The sequence below is a fragment of the Cyanobium sp. Cruz CV13-4-11 genome (assembly GCF_024346055.1).
In the GTDB taxonomy this organism is placed as follows: domain Bacteria; phylum Cyanobacteriota; class Cyanobacteriia; order PCC-6307; family Cyanobiaceae; genus Cyanobium.
Map to the genome: position 1 here is coordinate 153,755 of NZ_JAGQCH010000004.1, position 20,238 is coordinate 173,992.

Annotated in this window: 20 protein-coding genes and 1 tRNA gene; 12 read left to right on the top strand and 9 right to left on the bottom strand. The window is 68.9% G+C overall.

Going from position 1 to position 20,238, the window contains the following annotated elements; translation table 11 throughout:
- Positions 1–89: 89 nt before the first annotated feature.
- From KBZ12_RS04880 to KBZ12_RS04895, 4 genes are all read right to left on the bottom strand, one after another.
- On the bottom strand, positions 90–1,364 hold the full coding sequence (locus KBZ12_RS04880) for a competence/damage-inducible protein A (protein WP_254956698.1): 1,275 nt from the start codon (positions 1,362–1,364) through the stop codon (positions 90–92).
- Positions 1,361–2,443, bottom strand: coding sequence for an MraY family glycosyltransferase (locus tag KBZ12_RS04885; protein WP_254956699.1), 1,083 nt, complete (start codon positions 2,441–2,443; stop codon positions 1,361–1,363). Before KBZ12_RS04885 ends, KBZ12_RS04880 begins: the two co-directional genes overlap by 4 nt.
- A 58-nt stretch (positions 2,444–2,501) precedes the next feature.
- On the bottom strand, positions 2,502–3,809 hold the full coding sequence (gene glyA / locus KBZ12_RS04890) for a serine hydroxymethyltransferase (protein ID WP_396100650.1): 1,308 nt from the start codon (positions 3,807–3,809) through the stop codon (positions 2,502–2,504).
- Between the two features lie 127 nt (positions 3,810–3,936).
- Positions 3,937–4,010 (bottom strand) — tRNA-Arg (locus KBZ12_RS04895).
- 99 nt (positions 4,011–4,109) lie between these two features.
- On the opposite strand from KBZ12_RS04895, the gene KBZ12_RS04900 reads away from it, so the two are divergent.
- Genes KBZ12_RS04900 through KBZ12_RS04910 form a run of 3 tightly spaced genes read left to right on the top strand, consistent with a single transcriptional unit; the run spans position 4,110 to position 4,948 of the window.
- Positions 4,110–4,349 (top strand): 2TM domain-containing protein, encoded by a 240-nt coding sequence (locus KBZ12_RS04900; protein WP_254956700.1) that lies wholly within the window; start codon positions 4,110–4,112, stop codon positions 4,347–4,349.
- A complete protein-coding gene (locus tag KBZ12_RS04905) occupies positions 4,346–4,633 on the top strand; it encodes a DUF3181 family protein (protein WP_254956701.1) in 288 nt (95 codons plus the stop codon). The genes KBZ12_RS04900 and KBZ12_RS04905 overlap by 4 nt, the downstream gene beginning before the upstream one ends.
- Positions 4,634–4,690: 57 nt before the next feature.
- Entirely contained in the window at positions 4,691–4,948 is a 258-nt protein-coding gene (locus tag KBZ12_RS04910) for a cytochrome-c oxidase (RefSeq protein ID WP_216907603.1), read from the top strand.
- On the opposite strand, the gene murJ is transcribed toward KBZ12_RS04910, so the two are convergent.
- Positions 4,945–6,549 (bottom strand): murein biosynthesis integral membrane protein MurJ, encoded by a 1,605-nt coding sequence (gene murJ, locus KBZ12_RS04915; protein WP_254956745.1) that lies wholly within the window; start codon positions 6,547–6,549, stop codon positions 4,945–4,947. The two genes, KBZ12_RS04910 and murJ, sit on opposite strands and share 4 nt — an antisense overlap.
- Before the next feature lie 64 nt (positions 6,550–6,613).
- On the opposite strand from murJ, the gene sfsA reads away from it, so the two are divergent.
- The 4 genes from sfsA to KBZ12_RS04935 all read left to right on the top strand — a co-directional run bounded on the left by sfsA (position 6,614) and on the right by KBZ12_RS04935 (position 11,185).
- A complete protein-coding gene (gene sfsA, locus KBZ12_RS04920) occupies positions 6,614–7,372 on the top strand; it encodes a DNA/RNA nuclease SfsA (protein WP_254956702.1) in 759 nt (252 codons plus the stop codon).
- A gap of 223 nt (positions 7,373–7,595) precedes the next feature.
- The gene (locus KBZ12_RS04925; RefSeq protein WP_254956704.1) at positions 7,596–9,041 is read left to right on the top strand and encodes an ammonium transporter; all 1,446 of its coding nucleotides are present in this window, start codon (positions 7,596–7,598) and stop codon (positions 9,039–9,041) included.
- Positions 9,042–9,144: 103 nt separating this feature from the next.
- Positions 9,145–10,353, top strand: coding sequence for a 4-hydroxy-3-methylbut-2-enyl diphosphate reductase (locus tag KBZ12_RS04930; RefSeq protein WP_254956747.1), 1,209 nt, complete (start codon positions 9,145–9,147; stop codon positions 10,351–10,353).
- A 154-nt stretch (positions 10,354–10,507) separates the two neighbouring features.
- A complete protein-coding gene (locus KBZ12_RS04935) occupies positions 10,508–11,185 on the top strand; it encodes a DUF1997 domain-containing protein (protein WP_254956706.1) in 678 nt (225 codons plus the stop codon).
- Positions 11,186–11,223: 38 nt separating this feature from the next.
- Here KBZ12_RS04935 and KBZ12_RS04940 read toward each other — a convergent pair whose 3' ends face one another.
- A complete protein-coding gene (locus KBZ12_RS04940) occupies positions 11,224–11,700 on the bottom strand; it encodes a DUF4079 domain-containing protein (protein ID WP_254956748.1) in 477 nt (158 codons plus the stop codon).
- 67 nt (positions 11,701–11,767) lie between these two features.
- Complete coding sequence (gene purH / locus KBZ12_RS04945; RefSeq protein WP_254956707.1) at positions 11,768–13,330, bottom strand: bifunctional phosphoribosylaminoimidazolecarboxamide formyltransferase/IMP cyclohydrolase; 1,563 nt, start codon at positions 13,328–13,330, stop codon at positions 11,768–11,770.
- Positions 13,331–13,386: 56 nt separating this feature from the next.
- Here purH and KBZ12_RS04950 point away from each other — a divergent pair, with 56 nt between their 5' ends.
- Positions 13,387–14,067, top strand: coding sequence for an alpha/beta hydrolase (locus KBZ12_RS04950; RefSeq protein ID WP_254956709.1), 681 nt, complete (start codon positions 13,387–13,389; stop codon positions 14,065–14,067).
- A 33-nt stretch (positions 14,068–14,100) separates the two neighbouring features.
- Here the strand turns inward: KBZ12_RS04950 and KBZ12_RS04955 are convergent, their stop codons facing one another.
- A complete protein-coding gene (locus KBZ12_RS04955; protein WP_216907583.1) occupies positions 14,101–14,472 on the bottom strand; it encodes a DUF3155 domain-containing protein in 372 nt (123 codons plus the stop codon).
- A gap of 408 nt (positions 14,473–14,880) precedes the next feature.
- Here KBZ12_RS04955 and KBZ12_RS04960 point away from each other — a divergent pair, with 408 nt between their 5' ends.
- Positions 14,881–16,011, top strand: coding sequence for a HAMP domain-containing sensor histidine kinase (locus KBZ12_RS04960; protein ID WP_254956711.1), 1,131 nt, complete (start codon positions 14,881–14,883; stop codon positions 16,009–16,011).
- Here KBZ12_RS04960 and KBZ12_RS04965 read toward each other — a convergent pair.
- Positions 15,971–16,747 carry an adenosylcobinamide-GDP ribazoletransferase gene (locus tag KBZ12_RS04965; RefSeq protein ID WP_254956713.1) on the bottom strand — a complete coding sequence of 259 codons (777 nt, stop codon included), beginning with the start codon at positions 16,745–16,747 and terminating at the stop codon, positions 15,971–15,973. The two genes, KBZ12_RS04960 and KBZ12_RS04965, sit on opposite strands and share 41 nt — an antisense overlap.
- Positions 16,748–16,846: 99 nt before the next feature.
- Here KBZ12_RS04965 and tgt point away from each other — a divergent pair, with 99 nt between their 5' ends.
- From tgt to KBZ12_RS04980, 3 genes are all read left to right on the top strand, one after another.
- Positions 16,847–17,995 (top strand): tRNA guanosine(34) transglycosylase Tgt, encoded by a 1,149-nt coding sequence (gene tgt / locus KBZ12_RS04970; RefSeq protein WP_254956749.1) that lies wholly within the window; start codon positions 16,847–16,849, stop codon positions 17,993–17,995.
- A 42-nt stretch (positions 17,996–18,037) separates the two neighbouring features.
- Complete coding sequence (locus KBZ12_RS04975) at positions 18,038–18,913, top strand: DUF2887 domain-containing protein (RefSeq protein ID WP_254956715.1); 876 nt, start codon at positions 18,038–18,040, stop codon at positions 18,911–18,913.
- A 440-nt stretch (positions 18,914–19,353) separates the two neighbouring features.
- Positions 19,354–19,518, top strand: a complete 165-nt coding sequence (locus tag KBZ12_RS04980) for a photosystem II reaction center protein K (protein WP_254956716.1) — start codon at positions 19,354–19,356, stop codon at positions 19,516–19,518.
- The last annotated feature ends 720 nt before the right edge of the window (positions 19,519–20,238 follow it).

Sequence of the window (20,238 nt, forward strand, 5' to 3'; positions counted from 1 at the left end):
GAAAAGTGCCAGGCAGGGGGGAAAAGTCCATGCCACAGGATTCGTGATCGTTGGCGGCCGGGGGCAGCAGATGTTCCGATGGGGCCCGATCAGCTGGCCGCCGTGTTCAGCCGTAACCGCAGGCGGTTCAGACTTTCCCCCACCGTGAGCGTCTGGATCCAGGTGCGCTCGCGGCCACTGCCGAAGCGGACCGCCTCGCTGCCGCAGCCATCGGGGCCGGCCACGGCGATGTGCACCAGCCCCACCGGCTTCTCGGCCGTGCCACCACCGGGTCCGGCGATGCCCGTGACCGCCACGGCCCAGGTGGCCCCCGTGAGGCGCCGGGCCCCCTCCGCCATCGCCTCGGCCACCGGGTCACTCACTGCCCCATGGGCAGCGAGCAGCTCGGCCGGCACCCCCAGCAGGTGCTGCTTCACGGTGTTGGCGTAGGCGATCACCCCACCGAGAAACACCTCCGATGCCGCCGGCACCGCCACCAGGGCGGCCCCGAGGCCGCCGCCGGTGCACGACTCCGCCACCGCCAGGGTCTCGCCGCGGCGCCGCAGGGCCGCCAGCACCACCGAGGCCAGGCTGTCGCCGTCGGCACCGAAGCAGCTGGTTCCGGTGCGGCGGCGCAGTTCCGCCTCCACCGGGGCCAGCAGGGCGGCGGCGGCGGCCCCGTCCGCGGCCCGGGCCGTGATGCGCAGCTTCACCTCCCCGGCGCCGGCATACGGGGCCACGGTGGGGTTCTCCAGCGCCAGCAGGTCGTGCACCCGCTCGGCCAGATCGGACTCGGCCACGCCCCAGAAGCGCAGCATGCGGCTGGCGAACACCCCACCAGCCAGGCCCGCCTCCTGCAGCCAGGGGGCCGCGGTGGCCTCCCACATCGCCCGCAGTTCGCTGGGCACCCCAGGAAACGTGAGCACGGTGAACCCCGGCACCGGGGTCCAGATCATCCCGGGCGCCGTGCCGGTGGGGTTGGGCAGCACCGCGGCCCCACGCGGCAGCAGGGCCTGCTTGCGGTTGGAGGGGGCCACGGTCCGGCCCCGGGCCGTGATCCGGGCCTGGATCGCCGCCCAGATCTCGCCGTGCTCCACCAGGTCGGCGTCGAAGGCCGCCGCGATCGCTTCGGTGGTGAGGTCGTCGGGGGTGGGGCCCAGGCCGCCGGTGGTGATCAGCACCCGGCAGCGCCCCGCCGCCTGCCGCACCGCCTCGATCAGCCGCTCCCGGTTGTCGCCCACCACCTGCTGGCGGTGGTGCACCACCCCGAGGGCGGCGAGCTGTTCGGCCAGCCAGCGGGCATTGCCGTTGACGATGTTGCCCAGCAGCAGTTCGGTGCCGATGCAGAGCACCTCCACCCCGGCGCCGCCGGGGGAGCTGCTCACTTGGCCTCCTGCTGCATCTGCCGGCGGCAGACCACCAGCACGGCGATCAGCACCGCCGTGGCCAGGGCCAGCCAGAGGAAGCGCATCTCCGCATTGGCCAGCACCAGGGCGATGGACGCCAGCCACTGGGTGAAGGCGTAGATCAGCACCACGGTGCGGCGGTGGCTGAAGCCGGCCCGCAGCAGGCGGTGGTGCAGGTGGCGGCGATCGGGGTAGAAGGGGGAGCGGCCGGCCCGGAGGCGGCCCATGATCACCGCCGACATGTCAGCCAGGGGCAGGGACAGGATCATCAGCGGCAACAGCAGGCTGACGCTGGTGAGGCGCTTGGCCGGGCCGACGATGCTGATCGCCGCCAGAGCGAAGCCGAGGAAGTAGGAGCCCCCGTCGCCCATGAAGATGCGGGCCGGGTTGAAGTTGTGGCGCAGGAAGCCCAGGCAGCTGCCGGCCAGGGCCGCCGCCAGCAGGCCGGCGGCGGGCTGGCTGAGGCTGAAGCTCACCGAGAGCAGCCCCACGGCGGCGATGCCGCTCACCCCCGCCGCCAGCCCGTCGAGGCCATCGAGCCAGTTGATCGCGTTGGTGATGCCCACGAGCCAGACCACCGTGGCCAGCAGGCTCAGCCCCTCCGGCAGCGGCAGACCGGCGACGGAGGTCCCCAGGCCGAAGGGCAGATCGATACTGCCGATGCGCACCCCCTGGTTCCACACCGCCGCGGCCACCAGCACCTGGCCGAGCAAACGGGGCAGGGGGGGAAGGGCGAACAGGTCGTCGGCCAGGCCGATCACGAAGAAACAGAGGGCCCCCGCCAGGGTGGTCCAGATCAGCTGGTCCTTGTCCGGTGGCAGCTCGGCGAAGCCGCCGAAGGTCCAGGTGAAGGCCAGCGAGAGGCTGAAGCCAGCCACGATCCCCACCCCTCCGAGCCGCACCATCGGCAGGGTGTGCTGCTTGCGGGAATCGGGCGGGTCGACCAGACCCCAGCGAAGACCGAGCCTCCTCACCACCGGCACGATCAGCGCCGTAAGCAGGGCCGCCGCGGTGGCTGTGAGCAAGGCCGCCGCGTTGGGGCTGTAGGCGAGGGTCACAACGGCGGGCCGGAAAGCAACGGTCCTTAGGGGGTCAGGTTACGGGCGAACGGGGGCGTCAGGCGTGCTGAAGCTCACGTTGACGCCCATAGAGAGGAAAGCGCCCGCAGAGGGAGGCCACCCGTTCCCGGCAGCGCAGCTCGACGGCGGCATCGTCCTGATGCAGCAGGCGATCGGCGATGACATCGGCCACCTCGCGGAAGGCCTCGGCATCGAAGCCGCGGGTGGTGAGCGCGGCGCTGCCCAGACGCAGGCCGCTGGTGACGAACGGCGACTCCGGATCGAAGGGCACCGTGTTCTTGTTGGCGGTGATGTTGACGTCGCTGACCAAGCGATCGGCCAGCTTGCCGGTCAGGCCGATGGAGCGCAGGTCGAGCAGGACCAGGTGGTTGTCGGTGCCGCCGGAGACCACGGCGATGCCGCGCTCCTGGATCCGCTCGGCCAGGGCCTGGGCATTGCGCACCACCTGCTGGCTGTAGCTGCGGAAGCTGGGTTGCAGCGCTTCCCCGAAAGCCACGGCCTTGGCAGCGATCACGTGCTCGAGCGGCCCGCCCTGGGAGCCGGGGAAGACGGCCTTGTCGAACTGGCGGCCGAAGTCGGCGTCGTTGCAGAGGATCAGGCCACCCCTGGGGCCCCGCAGGGTCTTGTGGGTGGTGGTGGTGACCACGTGGCAGTGGGGCACCGGGCTGGGATGGACCCCGGAGGCCACCAGGCCGGCGATGTGGGCCATGTCGGCCAGCAGGTAGGCCCCCACCTCGTCGGCGATGGCCCGGAAGGCGGCGAAATCGATCGTGCGGGGGTAGGCGGAGTAGCCGCAGATGATCAGCTTCGGCCGATGCTCCAGGGCGAGCTGGCGGATGGTGTCGACGTTGAGCTGGTGGGTCTCGGGGTCGACGCCGTAGTGGACGGCCTTGAACCACTTACCCGACACGTTCACCGGCGAGCCGTGGGTGAGGTGGCCGCCGTGGGAGAGATCCATCCCCAGGATCGTGTCGCCGGGCTGCAGCAGGGCCAGGAAGACCGCGAAGTTGGCCTGGGCGCCGCTGTGGGGCTGGACGTTGGCCCAGGCCGCACCGAACAGCTGCTTGGCCCGCTCGATGGCCAGCTCCTCAATGATATCGACGTGCTCGCAGCCGCCGTAGTAGCGCTTGTGGGGCAGGCCCTCGGCGTACTTGTTGGTGAGCACCGAGCCCTGAGCCTCCATCACCGCCCGGGAGGCGAAGTTCTCGCTGGCGATCAGCTCGAGGTGGGTCTGCTGGCGCCGCAGCTCCTTCTCGATCAGGGCGGCGATGGCCGGATCACCACTGGCCAGGGAGCTGTCGATGGCAGCCACGCTGGAGGAGGTGGGAGCAGGGCCGTGATCCATTCGGTCCGCCATGGGGCTACGCAAGATGAATCCGATCGTAGGCAAACGGCGCTGGACTGGCCGGGCTTCGGGCGGGGCCAGCCCGACGGCCATAAAAAACCGCCCCGGGGGGCGGTGAGAGAGAGAACGCGCCTGGAGAGATTCGAACTCCCGACCCTCTGATCCGTAGTCAGATGCTCTAATCCGCTGAGCTACAAGCGCCTGCCAGGTCATTCTCACCCCACGGGGTGCCGATCCGTCAACAACGCCCCTGCCACCCCCGCCCCGATAGGGTCCGCATCAGAGCCCAGACCTTCCCCCATGCCGATCCGCTGGTACGGCCCCGCCGATCCCGACGATCCCACCTATCGGCACTTCGCGCGGATCGTGAACCTCACCCTCCATGCCGCCCTGTTCGCCGCCGTGAACAGCGGCCTCTGGTTCGTCCAGGGGATGCGGCACCCCTGGTCCCACCTGAACTGGCTGACGCTCGGCTGGGCGGGGCTGCTGCTGATCCATGGCACCGTGGTGGTGCTGCAACGCCCCCAGCCCCAGCCATGACGCTTGCCGCCGCTGATCTCGAAGAACTGAGCCGCTCGATCGCCGATCGACTCTACGTGCAGGTGGCCGGCTGGCATCTGTACCTGGGCGATGCGGGCCTGGCCCAGACCCTGGCGATCGAGTGCGCCGCCCGGCTCGACCAGGGCGCAGAAGTCTGCGCCCGCCAGGCCCTGGAGGCGGTGCAGGTGCCGATCGGCGGCGGCGGCACGCGGCTGCCCCTGGCGCGGCTGGTGCCCGCCGGCCAGCTGCGGGATCTCGAAGACGTGCTGCAACCCTTTTGCTGACAGCCGCGGCCGCAAGCCCCCTCTACCGATAGGGTGACCACCCCACGCAGGCGGGTCGTGCTGGTCATCGAAGTCACCAATGCCCGCGACGTGGTGCGCCAGCGCATCGGCAGGCTCGGGGGTCGTCTGATCGGCAAGGTGGTTGATGCCGAGGCCCAGGTGGAGAAGGCCCTGATCCAGGAACTGGAGACCGCCTTCCGCGATTTCGGCATCGAAGCCCGGATCTTCTCCATCGACGGCCCCCAGATGATCGGCCGCTCCCACCTGGAGATTCCCGTGCAGGTCCGCGAGGAGCGCCAGGTGCGGCTCTCCTAGGCCCGGCGGCGCACCATCTGCAGCAGCTGGCGGGCCTCCGGCACGCCGGCCAGGCTCGTCAGCAGGCCGTAGAGGCCCACCGCCAGGCCACTGCAGAGCACGTTCTGCAGCAACAGACCCCCCAGACCCGGGGGCCAGGCCACGGCCAGCGAGAGCCCCCAGCAGGCGGCTCCGCCGGCCACGGCCGCCAGCAGCAGCTTGCCGCTGTCGGCGGCCCAGAGCCGCAGGGGCAGGCCCCCCAGCCGGCGGCTCAGGGCCAGCAGCAGGCCGGCGCAGGTGATCAGGTTCACCGCCACGGTGGCCAGCACCAGGCCGGCGGCGCCGGCATTGAGCATCGGCAGCTGGAGACCCCAGCCCGGGGTGGGACCGCCGGTGAACGCCCAGCAGAAGACGGCGTTGAGCCCGATCCCGGCCAACGACCAACGGAAGGGGGTGTTGCCGTCGCCGAGGGCGTAGAACACCCGCACCAGCACGTCCCGGCCCAGGTAGGCCGGCATGCCGATCCCGTAGGCCATCAGCAGCTGGCCCACCAGGTCGGCGGCGCTGCGATCGAAGGCGCCGCGCTGGTAGATCAGGGCCACGATCGGTACGGCCAGGGCCACCATCAGCGCCCCCAGGGGCAGCATCGTGGCGTTGGAGAGCATCAGTCCCTGGCGGATGCGGCCGATCAGCTCGGGCCGGTCCTCCGGTGCCGTGAGCCGGGCGTACACCGGCAGCAGCGGCACCAGCAGCACATTGGAGAGCAGGCCCAGGGGCGTCTGCACCAGCAGGTTGGCGTAGCCCAGGCCCGCCGCCGCCGCCGGCATGCCCGAAGCGAAGAACAGCGACACGAAGACGTTGATCTGCAGCATCCCCGAGGAGAGGGTGGCCGGAGCCATCACCTGCAACACCTCCCGCACGCCGGGATCGCGCCAGTCCCAGACGAGCTGCAGCCTGTTGAGGCCCTCCTTGGCCAGGGCCGGCAGCTGGATCAGCCACTGCAGGATCGCCCCCAGCGTGGTGCTGGCGGCCAGCACCACGCCGCCGATCACCGCCGTGGCGGGCAGGGTGATGCTGCTGCCCAGCTGCCACCAGAGCAGACCGATGCCGACGATGACGGCGACGCTGGAGAGCAGCGGGCTCACCGAGGGCAGCCAGAACACGTCGGCGGCGTTGAGGGCGCCGAAACCGAGGCCGATCAGACCGGCGAACAGGGCCATCGGCGCCATCCAACGCAGCTGCAGCACGGCCAGGGCATGGCGCTCCGCGTCCAGGCCTGGACCCACCAGATCGATGAGCGGATCGGCGGCCAGCAGCAGCAGCACCGTGACGACGATCAGTCCCGCGCCCACCAGGGTGTTGATGCTGGCCAGCACGTGGGCGCCCTCGTGGCGCGGCCGCCGGGCCAGCACGCTCACCATGGCGCTGTGGAAGGGCCCGTTGATGCCACCGAGCAGGATCAGCAGGAAACCGGGCAGCACGTAGGCGTAGTTGTAGGCGTCGTAGGCCGCCCCAACGCCGAAGGCGGCGGCGATCACCTGCTGCCGCAGCAGGCCGGCCACCTTGCTGAGGGCCGTGGCCGCCCCCACGATCAGGGCTATCCGGCGCAGGGATCGGGCCATGGCGGCGGGGCAGTGCCTATCGGGACGCACGGCAGTATGGCCCTCCTCCCCCGGCAGCCGACCCATGGCCCCAGCCACCACCGCCGTGCCCGTGCTGCCCACCGGTCCGCTGGTGGAGGGGGTGCTGCTGAAGCGCTACAAGCGCTTCCTGGCCGATGTGGCCCTGGACGATGGCCAGACGGTGACGGCCCACTGCCCCAACACCGGGCCGATGACCGGGGTGCTGTTGCCGGGCGGCCGGGTACGCCTGCGCCACGACCCCTCACCCAGCCGCAAGCTGGCCTGGACCTGGGAACAGGCCCAGGTGGGAGCCCATGGCGGCGGCCAGGTCTGGGTGGGTGTCAACACGGCGCTGCCCAACCGGCTGGTGCGGGCCACGATCGAGGCGGGTTGCCTGGAGCCCTGGCTGGGCCCGGTCGGCAGCGTGCGGGCCGAGGTGCCGTACGGAGAGGGGCGCCGCAGCCGCATCGACCTGCTGCTGACACCGGCGGCGGGGGCCGCCGATCCGCGGCCGATCTACGTGGAGGTGAAGAACACCACCTGGAGCGACGGCGATCTGGCCCTGTTTCCCGACACCGTCACCGAGCGGGGCCAGAAGCATCTGGTGGAACTCACGGCCCAGCTACCCGGGGCCCGGGCGGTGCTGGTGCCCTGCCTGAGCCGGGGCGATGTGACCCGCTTCGCGCCCGGGGACAGTGCCGACCCCCGCTATGGGGAGCTGTTCCGCACGGCCGTGGCGGCCGGGGTCGAGGTGCTCCCCTGCCGCTACAGCTTCACGGACGCCGCCGTGACGTTCCTCGGCCTTGCCGCTCAGGCGTGGTGAGGGTGGTAGTGGCTGCCGCGATAGCAGTGGGCAGGAATGGCCATGGGGACTGGAGCGGAGACGGGAAGACTGGAGCCGGGCCCCCCCTGCGATCCGGAGGATGTGTTCTGAAATTCCCCTGGTATCGAATCAGACATTGCCCCGGTCTCACCCCATGGATAGTCGGACATTGTTGATGCCAGTTGCGGCATCAGAAGTCGAGCATTCACTTCACCGCGTTCCCATGACCGTTTCAAGTCAACAGCACAAGTCCCGAGCGCCTCGAAGCCTCGGGGAGGCCAGTCTTCTTGAGGCGCCCACCCTGTTAATGCGCAAGGTTCGTGGTTTTTCCTCCCAGGAGGGGCTCACCTGGCTCGCCTGTGTCCCCCTCGCCCTGTTCGGCCTGGGCGTGTTCACCCTCTCCGCCCACGCCGCCGAACTGCCCGAGCTCACCCCCGCTTTCCTGATCAACAACCTCTGGTTGGCCATCGCGGCCTTCCTGGTGATCTTCATGAACGCCGGCTTCGCCATGGTGGAGGCTGGCCTCTGCCGTCAGAAGAACGCCGTCAACATCCTGGCCAAGAACCTGATCGTCTTCGCCCTGGCGGTGACGGCCTACTGGTTCATCGGTTATTCCCTCATGTACGGCGATTCCATCGCCGGTGGCTGGCTGCACTTCAAGGGCCTGTTCTTCGATCCCACCGTCACCCCTGAAATGGTGACCGAAGGCAAGCTCACCCCCAGCGTCGACTTCCTCTTCCAGGCTGCCTTCGCCGGCACCGCCGCCACGATCGTCTCCGGCCTGGTGGCCGAGCGCATCAAGTTCAAGGAGTTCGTGATCTTCTCCCTGATCCTGGTGGGCATCATCTACCCGATCGCCGGCAGCTGGAAGTGGAACGCCAACGGCTGGCTCAATCAGCTCGGCTTCATCGACTTCGCCGGATCCACCCTGGTCCATACCGTGGGCGCCTGGGCCGGCGTGATCGGCGCCCTGATCCTCGGCCCCCGCATCGGCAAGTTCATCGATTCCAAGCCCCAGGCCATCCCGGGCCACAGCCAGGCCCTGGCCACCCTGGGCTGCCTGATCCTCTGGCTCGGCTGGTATGGCTTCAACCCGGGTTCCGTCCTGGCCATGACCGAAGCCGTTCCCTACATCGCCGTCACCACCACCCTCGGCGCCGCCGGCGGCGGCATCGCCGGCACCCTCTTCTCCCAGATTCACTCCGGCAAGCCCGACCTCACGATGACCATCAACGGCATCCTGGCCGGCCTGGTGGGCGTGACTGCCGGCTGCGACGGCTTCCCGATGTGGGCGTCCTGGGTCGTGGGCTTCATCGGTGGTGGCCTGGTCGTCTACGCCGTGAGCTTCATCGATTCGATCGGCATCGACGACCCCGTCGGCGCCTTCTCCGTCCACGGCATCGGTGGCATCTGGGGCACCCTGGCCGTGGGTCTGTTCAACAAGGACGCCGGCCTGCTGCTCGGCAAGGGCTTCAACCAGCTCGGCCTGCAGATCCTTGGCAGCTTCTCCTATTCCATCTTCACGATCGTCACCGCCTGGCTCCTCTGGAGCGTCCTCGGCGCTCTCACCGGAGGCATCCGGGTGCACGAGAAGGAGGAGGAGCTCGGTCTCGACATCAGCGAGCACGGCATGGAGGCCTATCCCGACTTCGTCTCGTCCTCCAACTGACCACCCGGTTCAGGCCGTTCACGCACCGCGGCTCGCGCCGCGGTTTTTTTTCGCCCGTCCCACCACCGACCCCCATAGAGTCGGCACACCCCGGTACTTGCCTGTGGACACCCGTGCCTTCAAGCGCTCTCTCCACCATTCGGATCGCTACAACCGCCGCGGCTTCGGCCTGGGTGAGGAGGTCGCGGGCAGCCTTGAGCAGGCCTACCAGAGCAACCTGATCGCCAGCCTCAGGGAGAACGGCCACGTGCTGCAGCGCGGGCGTCTCAAGATCCGCCTGGCCGAGGCCTTCGGCTTCTGCTGGGGCGTGGAGCGGGCCGTGGCGATGGCCTACGAAACCCGCCGCCACTACCCCAGCGAACGGATCTGGATCACCAACGAGATCATTCACAACCCTTCGGTCAACGCCCATCTGCGCGAGATGGACGTCCGCTTCATCCCCGTCGACGACGACGTCAAGGACTTTTCCGAGGTGGGCACCGGTGACGTGGTGATCCTGCCCGCCTTCGGCGCCACCGTGCAGGAGATGCAGCTGCTCAACGAGCGCGGCTGCCACATCGTCGACACCACCTGCCCCTGGGTGTCGAAGGTGTGGAACACCGTGGAGAAGCACAAGAAGCATGCCTTCACCTCGATCATCCACGGCAAGGTGAAGCACGAGGAGACGCTCGCCACCAGCTCCTTCGCCGGCACCTACCTGGTGGTGCTTGATCTGGCCGAGGCCCGCATGGTCAGCGATTTCATCCTCGAGCGGGGCCAGGGGGCCATCGATCGGAAGGCCTTCATGCGCCATTTCGCCAATGCCTGTTCCCCCGGCTTCGACCCGGACAGGGACCTGGTGCGGGTGGGCGTCGCCAACCAGACCACCATGCTCAAGAGCGAAACCGAGGAGATCGGCCGCCTGTTTGAGCGCACCATGCTGCAGCGCTTCGGCCCCGCCGAGCTCGACGAGCACTTCCTGGCCTTCAACACCATCTGCGACGCCACCCAGGAGCGCCAGGACGCCATGTTCGCCCTGGTGGACGAACCCCTCGACCTGATGGTGGTCATCGGTGGCTACAACTCCTCCAACACCACCCACCTGCAGGAGATCGCCGTCAGCCGCGGCATCCGCTCCTTCCACATCGATACCCCTGAGCGCATCGGCCCGGGCAACCGCATCGAGCACAAGCCCCTGGGGGGCGCCCTCGAGACCCTGGAACCCTTCCTGCCGGCCGGCCCGGTCCGTGTGGGCATCACCTCCGGTGCCTCCACCCCCGACCGGGTCGTGGAGGATGTGATCGAGCGCCTGGTGGGCCTCAGCGAAGCGTGAGCCACCAGCCGGGATGACCCCACCCAGAGCCGGGGTTGACCGGGTGGCTTTACATTCATGAAAGGTTTTCCTCTCCCCCACGGCCGCCGGTGAGAGCGCAACCCCGGTCCTTTCCAGCAGCTCCCTTCTGACCCACCGCACGCCCCAGATCACGATGGCGGCAGGTTCCTCCCTGCACCAGGCTCCCGACGATCCAGGGGCCCCCAAGAGCGAACCCCTGCGGGAGCGGTCCGATCCCTCCGTACGTCGCTACGCCAGCGCCTTCGCCGATCTGATGGAGATGCGGGCTCCGGCTGCAGTGGTGGGCGCCTACCTCGACCGCCACGAAGGCTGGTTCCGCCGCTGCGCTGCCCCGATGACGGTCGAACCGATCGGCAACCAGGGTTACGTGCTCACCCTTGGCCGGTTCGGCAACTTCGGCTTTGAGGTCGAGCCGACGATCGGCCTCGAACTGCTCCCCCAGACCGCCGGCGTCTACCGCATCCTCACCGTGCCCCTGCCCCAGGTGGATGAAGCCCTGCAGGGTCTCTACGACGTCGAATTCGCCGCCTCCCTGCGGCTCGATGAGGCCGGCGGGGCGGAGGTCTCCACCGAAGAGGTGGATGGCGTCATGTTGCACACCCTGGTGCGCTGGCAGCTGGATCTGGCCGTGTGGCTGCGCCTGCCCGGCATGCTCTCGATCCTTCCCGACCACCTGGTGCAGAGCAGCGGTGACCACCTGCTGCGCCAGATCGTGCGACAGATCTCCCGGCGACTCACCTGGAAGGTGCAGGAGGATTTCCACGCCAGCCACGGCATCCCCTGCCCGCCCCGGCGCCGGGCCCAGTTCTGAGGGCCTGATGGCTCAGAGCGGAACGGGCCCCGATCCCCTCAGGCCGCCGGAGCGGTGAGGATCTTGTTGACGATCTGCATGCCGCTGACGGCCTGCCAGAGGAACAGGGTCATCACGGTCATATTGAGGCCCACGTGCACCTTGCGGGCGATCAGGTTGCCGGCCTGCATCAGGGGGGAGAGGGCCGCCGCCATGGCGATCAGGGAGGCCATGGCCAATCCCACCAGCAGGTGCGGTCCGACGAACAGCTTGCCGTTGTTGATATAGGTGACGGCCATGCCACCGACCAAGCCGAGCACCAGCACGGCCAGCACGAGGCTGCCGAAGAGGAAATGGCGTTTGGCGAACTGCCCCTTGATCAGCTCCTTGCGGTCCTCGGGCGTGGCGGTGCGGGTCTTCTTGGCCTTGATGCCCAGAAACATCGCGTAGCCGGCCAGGCCCAGCAGCACCCACATCAGCAGGGGATGCACGAAGTTGAGGCCGAAGGCAAGGGAACTGGGGAGGGCGGCGAACATCACGCGTTGGAACTCCACCGGGCCAGAGCCGGTTGTGGGCCCAACGAAGTTACAACTGCCGGCGACCTCAATGCAGAAAGTGACGACGGCCGGTGATCACCATCACCATGTCGTTGGCCTGGCAGGCGGCGATCGAATCCGGGTCGCGCTTGCTGCCGCCGGGCTGGATCACCGCGGTGATGCCATGCCGTGCCGCCAGAAGCACGGTGTCATCGAAGGGGAAGAAGCCATCGCTGGCCAGGACCGCCCCCCGGGCCGCGTCGCCGGCGGCCTCCAGGGCCAGCCGGGCCGAGCCCACCCGGTTCATCTGGCCGGCCCCGACACCGAGAGTGCGGCCGCCCTGAGCCACCAGGATGGCGTTGGACCGGACGTGACGCACCACCTGCCAGGCGAAGCGCAGATCCCGCCACTCCTGTTCGCTGGGCTGGCGGTCGCTCACCACCTGCCAGCTGTCGGGATCGGCGGGGCCATCGTCCGCCTGCTGGGCCAGCACACCCCCGAGCACGCTGCGCAGCTGCAGGCGCCCGGAGGCCGCCGTCACGGCCTTGGGGTCGAGCTCCAGCAGCCGCAGGTTGGCCTTCGCCGCCAGCCGCTGGCGGGCCTCCTCCGAGAAGGATGGCGCCACCACACATTCCAGGAACAACCCCGCCAGGTGATCGGCGGCGGTCCGATCCACCGCCCCATTGAGGGCAACGATGCCCCCGAAGGCGGAAACGCGGTCGGCATCCAGGGCCCGCAGCAGGGCGTCGGCGGTATCCACACCGAGGGCGACACCGCAGGGGTTGGTGTGCTTAACCACCACCGCCGCCGGCTCGGCCCCGGGGCCATACCCGAACGCCGCCACCGTGGTCAGGGCCGCTTCCAGGTCGATCAGGTTGTTGTAGCTGAGCTCCTTGCCCTGCAGCTGGCGGGCCGCCCCCCAGCCCACGTTGGCCTCCCCGCACCAGCGGGCGCTCTGGTGGGGGTTCTCGCCGTAGCGAAGCACCTGCCGCAGGGGCAGCTCCAGCCGCAGGGGCTGCGCCTGCGCCGCGGCGGCGGGCTGCTGATCTGCCAGGCGGCCCTCGATCCAGGTCGCGATGGCGGCGTCGTAGGCGGCGGTGTGGGCGAAGGCGGCCAGGGCCAGGCGGCGCCGCAGGGCCCCGTCGACCCGGCCGGCCGCCAGGGCGTCCAGGAAGCCTGGGTACTGGTCGGGATCGGTGAGCACCACCACGTCGGCGTGGTTCTTGGCGGCGGCGCGCACCATCGCCGGTCCACCGATGTCGATGTTCTCGATGGCGGTCTCCCAGCTGACGTCTGGGTCCGCCACGGTGGTGCGGAAGGGATAGAGATTGACCACCACCACATCGATCGGGACGATCCCCTGGGCCTCCAGGTCGGCCCGGTGGGAAGGGTCATCCCGGCGCGCCAGGATACCGCCGTGAATGCGGGGATGGAGGGTCTTGACCCGTCCGCCCAGGATCTCCGGGGCTCCGGTGTGCTCCGCCACCTTCGTGACCGGCAGGCCGGCGGCCGCCAGGGCTGCGGCGGTGCCGCCGCTGGAGAGCAGCGCGTAGCCCTGGGCCAGCAACCCCTCCGCCAGCGGCACCAGGCCCCGCTTGTCGGACACGCTCAGAAGGGCCGTGGGAGCCATGACGGCGGAAAGGGCATGGGAGGAGCCAACCTACGCAGCAACAGCCGAACGCCACCGTGCCCACGGATCCCTCCGCCGAAGCCCAGCTGAGTGAAGACGACGGCACCGCCCTCTGGATCGGTCCCCGCCAGGCCGGGCACCGTCTCGTGCTGCTGCACGGCTGGGGCGCTGACGCCGATGACCTGCTCGATCTGGGGGCGGAACTGATCGGCGCCGATCCCGCCAGCCTCGACCTGAGCGTGGTGGCCCTGCGGGCGCCCCTGCCCCATCCCGGTGGCTTTGGCCGCCAGTGGTACGACCTGCAGCAACCCGAATGGCCCCAGTTGCCCCAGGCCCGCCGCGACCTGCGGCAGCGGCTGCTGGCCCTGGGCACCACGGTGCCGCTGGAGCGCACCAGCCTGCTGGGCTTCTCCCAGGGGGCCGCCATGGCCATCGACGTGGCCACCGGCGGTGGCGCCGACGCCAGCGCCCCCCTCGCCCTGGCGGGCCTGATCGCCTGCAGCGGCTACCCGCACCCTGACTGGCGGCCCCAGGCTCCCCGCACAAGCATCCTGCTCACCCATGGGGAGCAGGATCCGGTGGTGCCCTTCGCGGCGAGTCAGGCGCTGGAAAGGTCCCTGGCGGAAGCGGGGGGATCGGTGCAGCGGATCGCCTTCCCAGGCGGCCATTGCATCGATCCCGACCTGATCGCCACCATGCGGGACTTCCTCTTCACTGGCTGGCGCGAAAGTGGCTGATGGGAAGGTTGACCCCTTCGCCAGCCCTGGGGATCAGACGAAGGCGTACTCGTACTCTTCCATTTCCTCCCAATCGTCGGAGGCGAGCGCTTCGAGGCCTTCGAACAGGACCTCCTCGCCGATGCTGTCGACGATCAGGCGCAGGGACGGAAACAGGAAGTGGTTCTCTTCGGCGTACTGGGCGCTGAACAGACCTTTCTCCCCCCAGAAGAAGCGGTCGGTGGTGTGCTCGTTGCGGCGCACGTTGAGGATCGCTGGAGCCATCAGCTCCGTTTCGGCGATGTAGCGGCGCGCCGCTGTGACCGGTTTGTGGGCGCCGGTTTCGAGGTTGAACGTGGGGACATGGGCGAGGACCCGCTGACCCGCGAGACGACGGCGACTGATCCGCTTGCGCTTCTTGGACATGGAATGGATCCCGGTGAAGGGAGGCCGAAAGGTGGAGTTGGGGGGGGGCTGCAGACGAGCGTGGGTCGGCAGGAGCCGACGACGAGCGCCATGGCGGACCCGCCACCCTGGAGAGATGGCGGGTCCACGTCCACACGACTGTCGACCTGAAGCGGGTCGGAGAGAATCACTGTCGGTAACACCGACCGGAACCCCTGGTGGGGTAGGGGCCGGGACAGAGGCGGTACGCAGCTGCCTCTGCTGTAGCCTTGGTTGCGAGCAAAGCGCAACACTGGCCTTTACGACTGCAACTTTCCGCCCGTCCGAGGACTGCGAGGTAGTGGTCGTTACCGACAGCTTAAAACTATTTTTGCGTTTCGACACGCCTCTTTTCAAAATTTCCCCCAACGACGCTGTCCGCGGGACGTGATGCCTGTCTCAGAGCGGTTTCTGGCCCTGGTGGGCTTCCAGCTGGGTCAGTTCATCGATTGCCCGGACGTCCGTTCGCTGGTGGTCTACGTCACCCAGCAGGGCACAACGGGCCAGCCCAGCCTGCTTCCGGTCGGCCACTGGCCCCCGGACGAGCGGGCCCTGCCACCGGTGGACACGGTCAGCCGGCTGCGGGTGCCCGCCGAGCAGCGGCGCTGGCTGCCCCTGCGCGATGGCCAGCGCCTGCTCGGTGCCCTGCAGGTGGAGGCCTCCCGCAACCCCTGGCCCGAGCCCCTCGCCCAGCGGCTCCAGGCCGTGGCCCTGGTCCTCACCGAAGCGCTGCGGCTGGATCTGGAGGGCGGAGAACTGCGCCAGCAGCTGACGGAACGCGAGGAGCAGCTGGGCCTGCTGCTCCACCAGCTGCGCAACCCCCTCACCGCCCTGCGCACCTTCGGCCAGCTGCTGCTGAGACGCCTCGGCCCGGAGCACAGTGACCGCTCCCTGGTGCAGGGCCTGCTGGCCGAGGAACGCCAGATCAACCGTTATGTCGATGCCATCAGCGAGCTGGTTCACCCCGAAGGCCTGCTCGCCGGCAGCACCTCCCCCCAGCCGCTGCTGCTGCCGCCGCTGTTGAGCGGGCCGGAGGGCCAGCCCCTGGCCGGGCTGCTCGAACCGCTGCTGCAGCGGGCGGCCGCCACCGCCACCCTGCAGGGGCGCGGTTGGCAGGGGCCCGAGGCCCTGCCCGATTGGAGCGGCGACAGCGGGGCCGTGGCGGAAATCCTGGCCAACCTGCTGGAGAACGCCTTCCGCTACAGCCCGCACGGCGCCAGCGTGGGCCTGCACATGGCCAGCGACGACGCCCGGCTCCACCTCACCGTGTGGGACGGCGGGCCGGCCATCGCGGCGGCGGAGCGGCAGGCGATCTTCGGGCGGGGCGTGCGGGGAACCCGGGGCCAGGAGCTGCCCGGCACCGGTCTGGGCCTGGCCCTGGGGCGGGATCTGGCCCGCAGCCTGGGCGGCGAGCTGGAGCTGGTGGTGCCGCCCCGGGCGCTGGCCGAGACGCTGCCCGAGCAGGGCAACGCCTTCCGGCTCAGCCTGCCGCGGCCGCCAGCCGCAGCACCGCCGCGATGAGCAGCAGGCCCAGCGATTCGGTCCACTCCACGCAGGCCCCGTAGGTGTCGCCGCTGTGGCCGCCCAGGCGACGGCCCAGGACCACTGGAATGAGCAGGGCCGGCACCAGGGCCACCAGGCCGGTGGGCACGGGCCAGGGCGCCAGACCCGGCCAGGGAAGCAGCAGCAGCACCGGAAGCAGCAGCAGGGTGGGCCGCAGTTCCACCGCCAGGGCTGCCCCGTGGGCGCGATGGAAGCCGGCGCTGCCGCCCGGCCGCAGATAGGGGAACCAGGCCATGGCGGGCAGGGGCGCCACCCGCCCGCAGACCGCCGCCCAGACCAGGGCCATCGGCGCCGTCGCCCCGAGCAGGGCCAGGGCCGCGGTCCGCACCAACAGCACCAGCACCAGGGCCTGCACCCCGCTGGCCCCCACCCGGCTGTCGGCCATCGCCTCCAGGCAGCGATCGCCGGCGGCCAGGCCATCGGCGCTGTCCATGACGCCATCCATGTGCAGGCCACCGCTCAGCCACAGGCCCAGCGCCAGCACCAGGGCCACCTGGGCCACCAGGGGCACCCGCCCCTCCAGCCCCCACCAGAGCAGGCCCTGCAGCCCGCCGAGGACGGCACCGATCCAGGGGGCGAAGCGAGCGATGCGCTCGAAGCGGGGCGCCGGCACCGGCCAGGCCGGCAGCACCGAGTAGAAGATCCAGGCCCCGGCCAGATCCCGCAGCCACGGTGGAGCGCTCAGGCGGGGCATGGGGGCATGGGGCGGGGAGCGACGGGGAGGTGGCGGCAGGAACCCCGGGTAGCGTCGCAGCAGACCCGCCTAGCGTCACGGCTGAGCAGGTTCGGCGCCATCGCCTTCGACTTCACGATCACGGCTCGCTGCCCGCGGACCCGGGCCCGCTGCGGCTGCTTCAGCACCCCCCACGGCGCCGTGCACACGCCCCGGTTCATGCCGGTGGGCACCGCCGCCACAGTGAAGGGGGTGGCCATCCCCCAGCTGGTGGAAACCGGCGCCGAGATGGTGCTGGCCAACACCTATCACTTGCATCTCCAGCCCGGTGAGGCGGTGGTGGCCGAGGCGGGCGGGTTGCATCGCTTCATGGGCTGGCAGGGCCCCCTGCTCACCGATTCCGGCGGCTTCCAGGTGTTCAGCCTCGGCGCCATCAACCGCATCGACGACGACGGCGTGGTGTTCCGCTCCCCCCGTGATGGCGCCCGCATTGAGCTCACGCCGGAGCGCTCGATGGTGATCCAGATGGCCCTCGGGGCCGATGTGGCCATGGCGTTTGATCAATGTCCCCCCTGGCCCGCGCCTGAAGGTGAGGTGGCCGAGGCCTGCCGCCGCACCCACGCCTGGCTGGAGCGCTGCATCAGCGCCCACGAACGGCCGGATCAGGCCCTGTTCGGCATCGTGCAGGGGGGCTGCTTCCCGGCGCTGCGGGCGGAATCGGCCCAGGTGGTGGCCGGCTTCGACCTGCCGGGTATCGCCGTGGGCGGCGTGAGCGTGGGCGAGCCGGTGGAGGAGATGCATCGCATCGTGCGCCAGGTGGGGCCCCTGCTGCCCGAGGCCAAGCCTCACTATTTGATGGGGGTGGGCAGCCTGCGGGAGATGGCCCTCGCCGTGGCCCAGGGTTTCGATCTGTTTGATTGCGTTCTGCCCACCCGCCTCGGCCGCCACGGCACCGCGCTGGTGGGAGGCGAGCGCTGGAACCTGCGCAATGCACGCTTCCGCCACGACCACACCCCCCTCGATCCCACCTGCCCCTGCCTGGCCTGCCGCCTGCACAGCCGCGCCTACCTGCACCACCTGATCCGCGCCGAGGAGATGCTCTGCCGCAGCCTGCTCAGCCTCCACAACCTCACCACCCTGCTGCGCTTCACCACGGCGATGGGTCAGGCGATCCGGGAGGGTTGTTTCTCAGAGGAATTCGCCCCCTGGGAGCAGGGTTCTCCGGCGGCCCACACCTGGTGCTCTCCCACGGCGGCGCCCACGCCTTGAGCGTGGCATCGTCGGCGCAGTGAGGCGGCTGAAATCCTCCCCGTGGTCGCCAGCGACAAACTGTTTTATTGGCTCTTCCAGCAGCACGCCGAGCGCCTCCAGCCCTTGGTGGCCGGGTTGCTGCCGAGGATGGAGGGCTATGTGTTCAGCGCGCCGGTGCTGAAGGAAAGGGAATACCGCCTCGACGGCCTGTTCCTCCCCCCAGCCGATCAGCCCGAGTTGCCGGCCCTGATCCTGGAAGCGCAGATGGCCGCCGATCCAGCTTTCCTGCTGCGACTGAATGCCGAAACAGCTCGGTTGCTGCAGCAACAGGATCGCCAGGGCCGCCCGATCCGTCATTGGCAGGTGGTGGTGATCTGCCCGTCGCAGGGGCTGAATTTCGGCGACCCCACACCGGTGCAGGAGTTTGTGGACAGGCGGGTGGTGTGGATCGAACTGCAGCCGGAGCGGCTGCCGCCATCGGCCCCACCGTTGCAGAAGGCGCTGGGGATGCTGCTGCTGCCGGAGGATCAGTTGCCCGCCTGCTCGAAGGCGATCCGAGCCGAGGCTGTTGGCACAGACCTGGCCGCAGAGATCGACGATGTGATCGCCGCTATCCTGGTGTCACGCTTCAGCGGCCGCACCGTTCCCGAGATCTGCGCCATGGGTGGAATCACCGTCGACGACTTCACGAGCAGCGTCGCCTACCGCGAGATCTTCGGGCTGGGCCACCAGGAAGGCCGCCAGGAAGGCCGCCAGACCGAAGCCGTTGGCATCTCCCTCCGCTTGCTCGAGCACCGCTGCGGCTCTCTGACTCCCAGCCAACAGGCCCGCATCCAAGCGCTCTCGCTTAGTGCACTTGAGACCCTCTTAGTAGCCCTTCTCGACTTCCGGGGGCCCGATGACCTCAACACCTGGCTGAGCCGCCACGCCGGCTGAGTGCCGCACCCGAGCCAAGCCCCTCCCGCATCAGCGACCGCACCATTCCCGAGATCAGCGCCAGGGGCTGCAAAGTCCGTGAGCGATTGCGCGGCAGGCCTGGTGGCCCATCCGCCTGTCCTTGGAACCTTCCAAAGGCAGCCCCCAAGCTGGCGGAGCTACTCGCAGCCGCTGGCATCCCGCCACCCACAAGGTCTCCTGCCCTCCGATCAGCCGGCCCACAGCCGCCGAGCCCCGGCCTGCCCCCTCCACGCACACCCCGTGCAGCAGCAGCCCCGTGCAAGCCCAGCCTGCATCGCGCCGCCCCGACTGGGGCCCGGCCCAGCGCCCCATGTTGTTTTGCAGAGGATGTCGCTGCCGGCAGATCGGCCTTCCCGGCGGGACCACCCGTGATAATTTCCATACACCGCATCGGGCCGCTCCAAGGGCCCCAACTCTCCATGGCGCACCTCCTGCTGGCCGGTCTCGCTTCCCACAGCACCCCGCTGGCCCAACTGCCCGAGGCCTACCAGGCCTTCGGCCCGTTGGTGGACATCCTGCCGATCATCCCCCTCTTCTTCCTGCTGCTGGCTTTTGTTTGGCAGGCTTCGGTGGGGTTCCGGTGAGCAAGGGTGAGCTGGTGGCCTGAGTAGCGATCGGTCATCCTCCGAGGAGTTGAGAGTTTGTTAATTATTTGAGCTTTACTTACGACATCACTATTCTCGATTTTGCTCTTGAGTCCATCACAAAAAACTTCAAGCGCCTTCAAGTGTCTTCTTCAATCGGGTGTTTAAGTGGTGGGAACCTTGAAAAATCAGCAAGACACTTAATTGGGGCAGGATCCAGCTTGTGATTGTTTGTGCAATTTTCACGCCAACTGTTGATCCAGAGAGGCTTCTCGGACGAAGCAAAAGTTGCATGAATCTCGTACCTAATCTCCCTATGGCTCATCTGGTCTTGCCGATAGTCGATGGGATTCTCTTTTCTTCCGCTTCTTTTGGCGGCTTTTTCCTTTCAACAGAGCCTCTGCAAAATGTTGGTTATTTAAGGTTCCCTGATGTCAGTTGATCAAAGTGGCGGCCGAGCAGCCAGTCTTGGCCAATCAACTGCTGACGGGCACACATCCTTGACCGGCTGAGAATTTGATGGGAAGATCCGTCTCGTCATCAGCACCCTTAGCTTGCTGGACCTCAGGCCAGTTAGGTTCTTAAGTGACTGGCGCCTGGAGGCAGATCAGCAGCAGCAAGCTGATATCAATAATGAGGGGAGACACAAAGGCGCATCAAGGCTGCAAACCCTGCCGAGCCACTTGTCGCGATCTCCAGGCGTAGTGCCGCAAGCTGCCG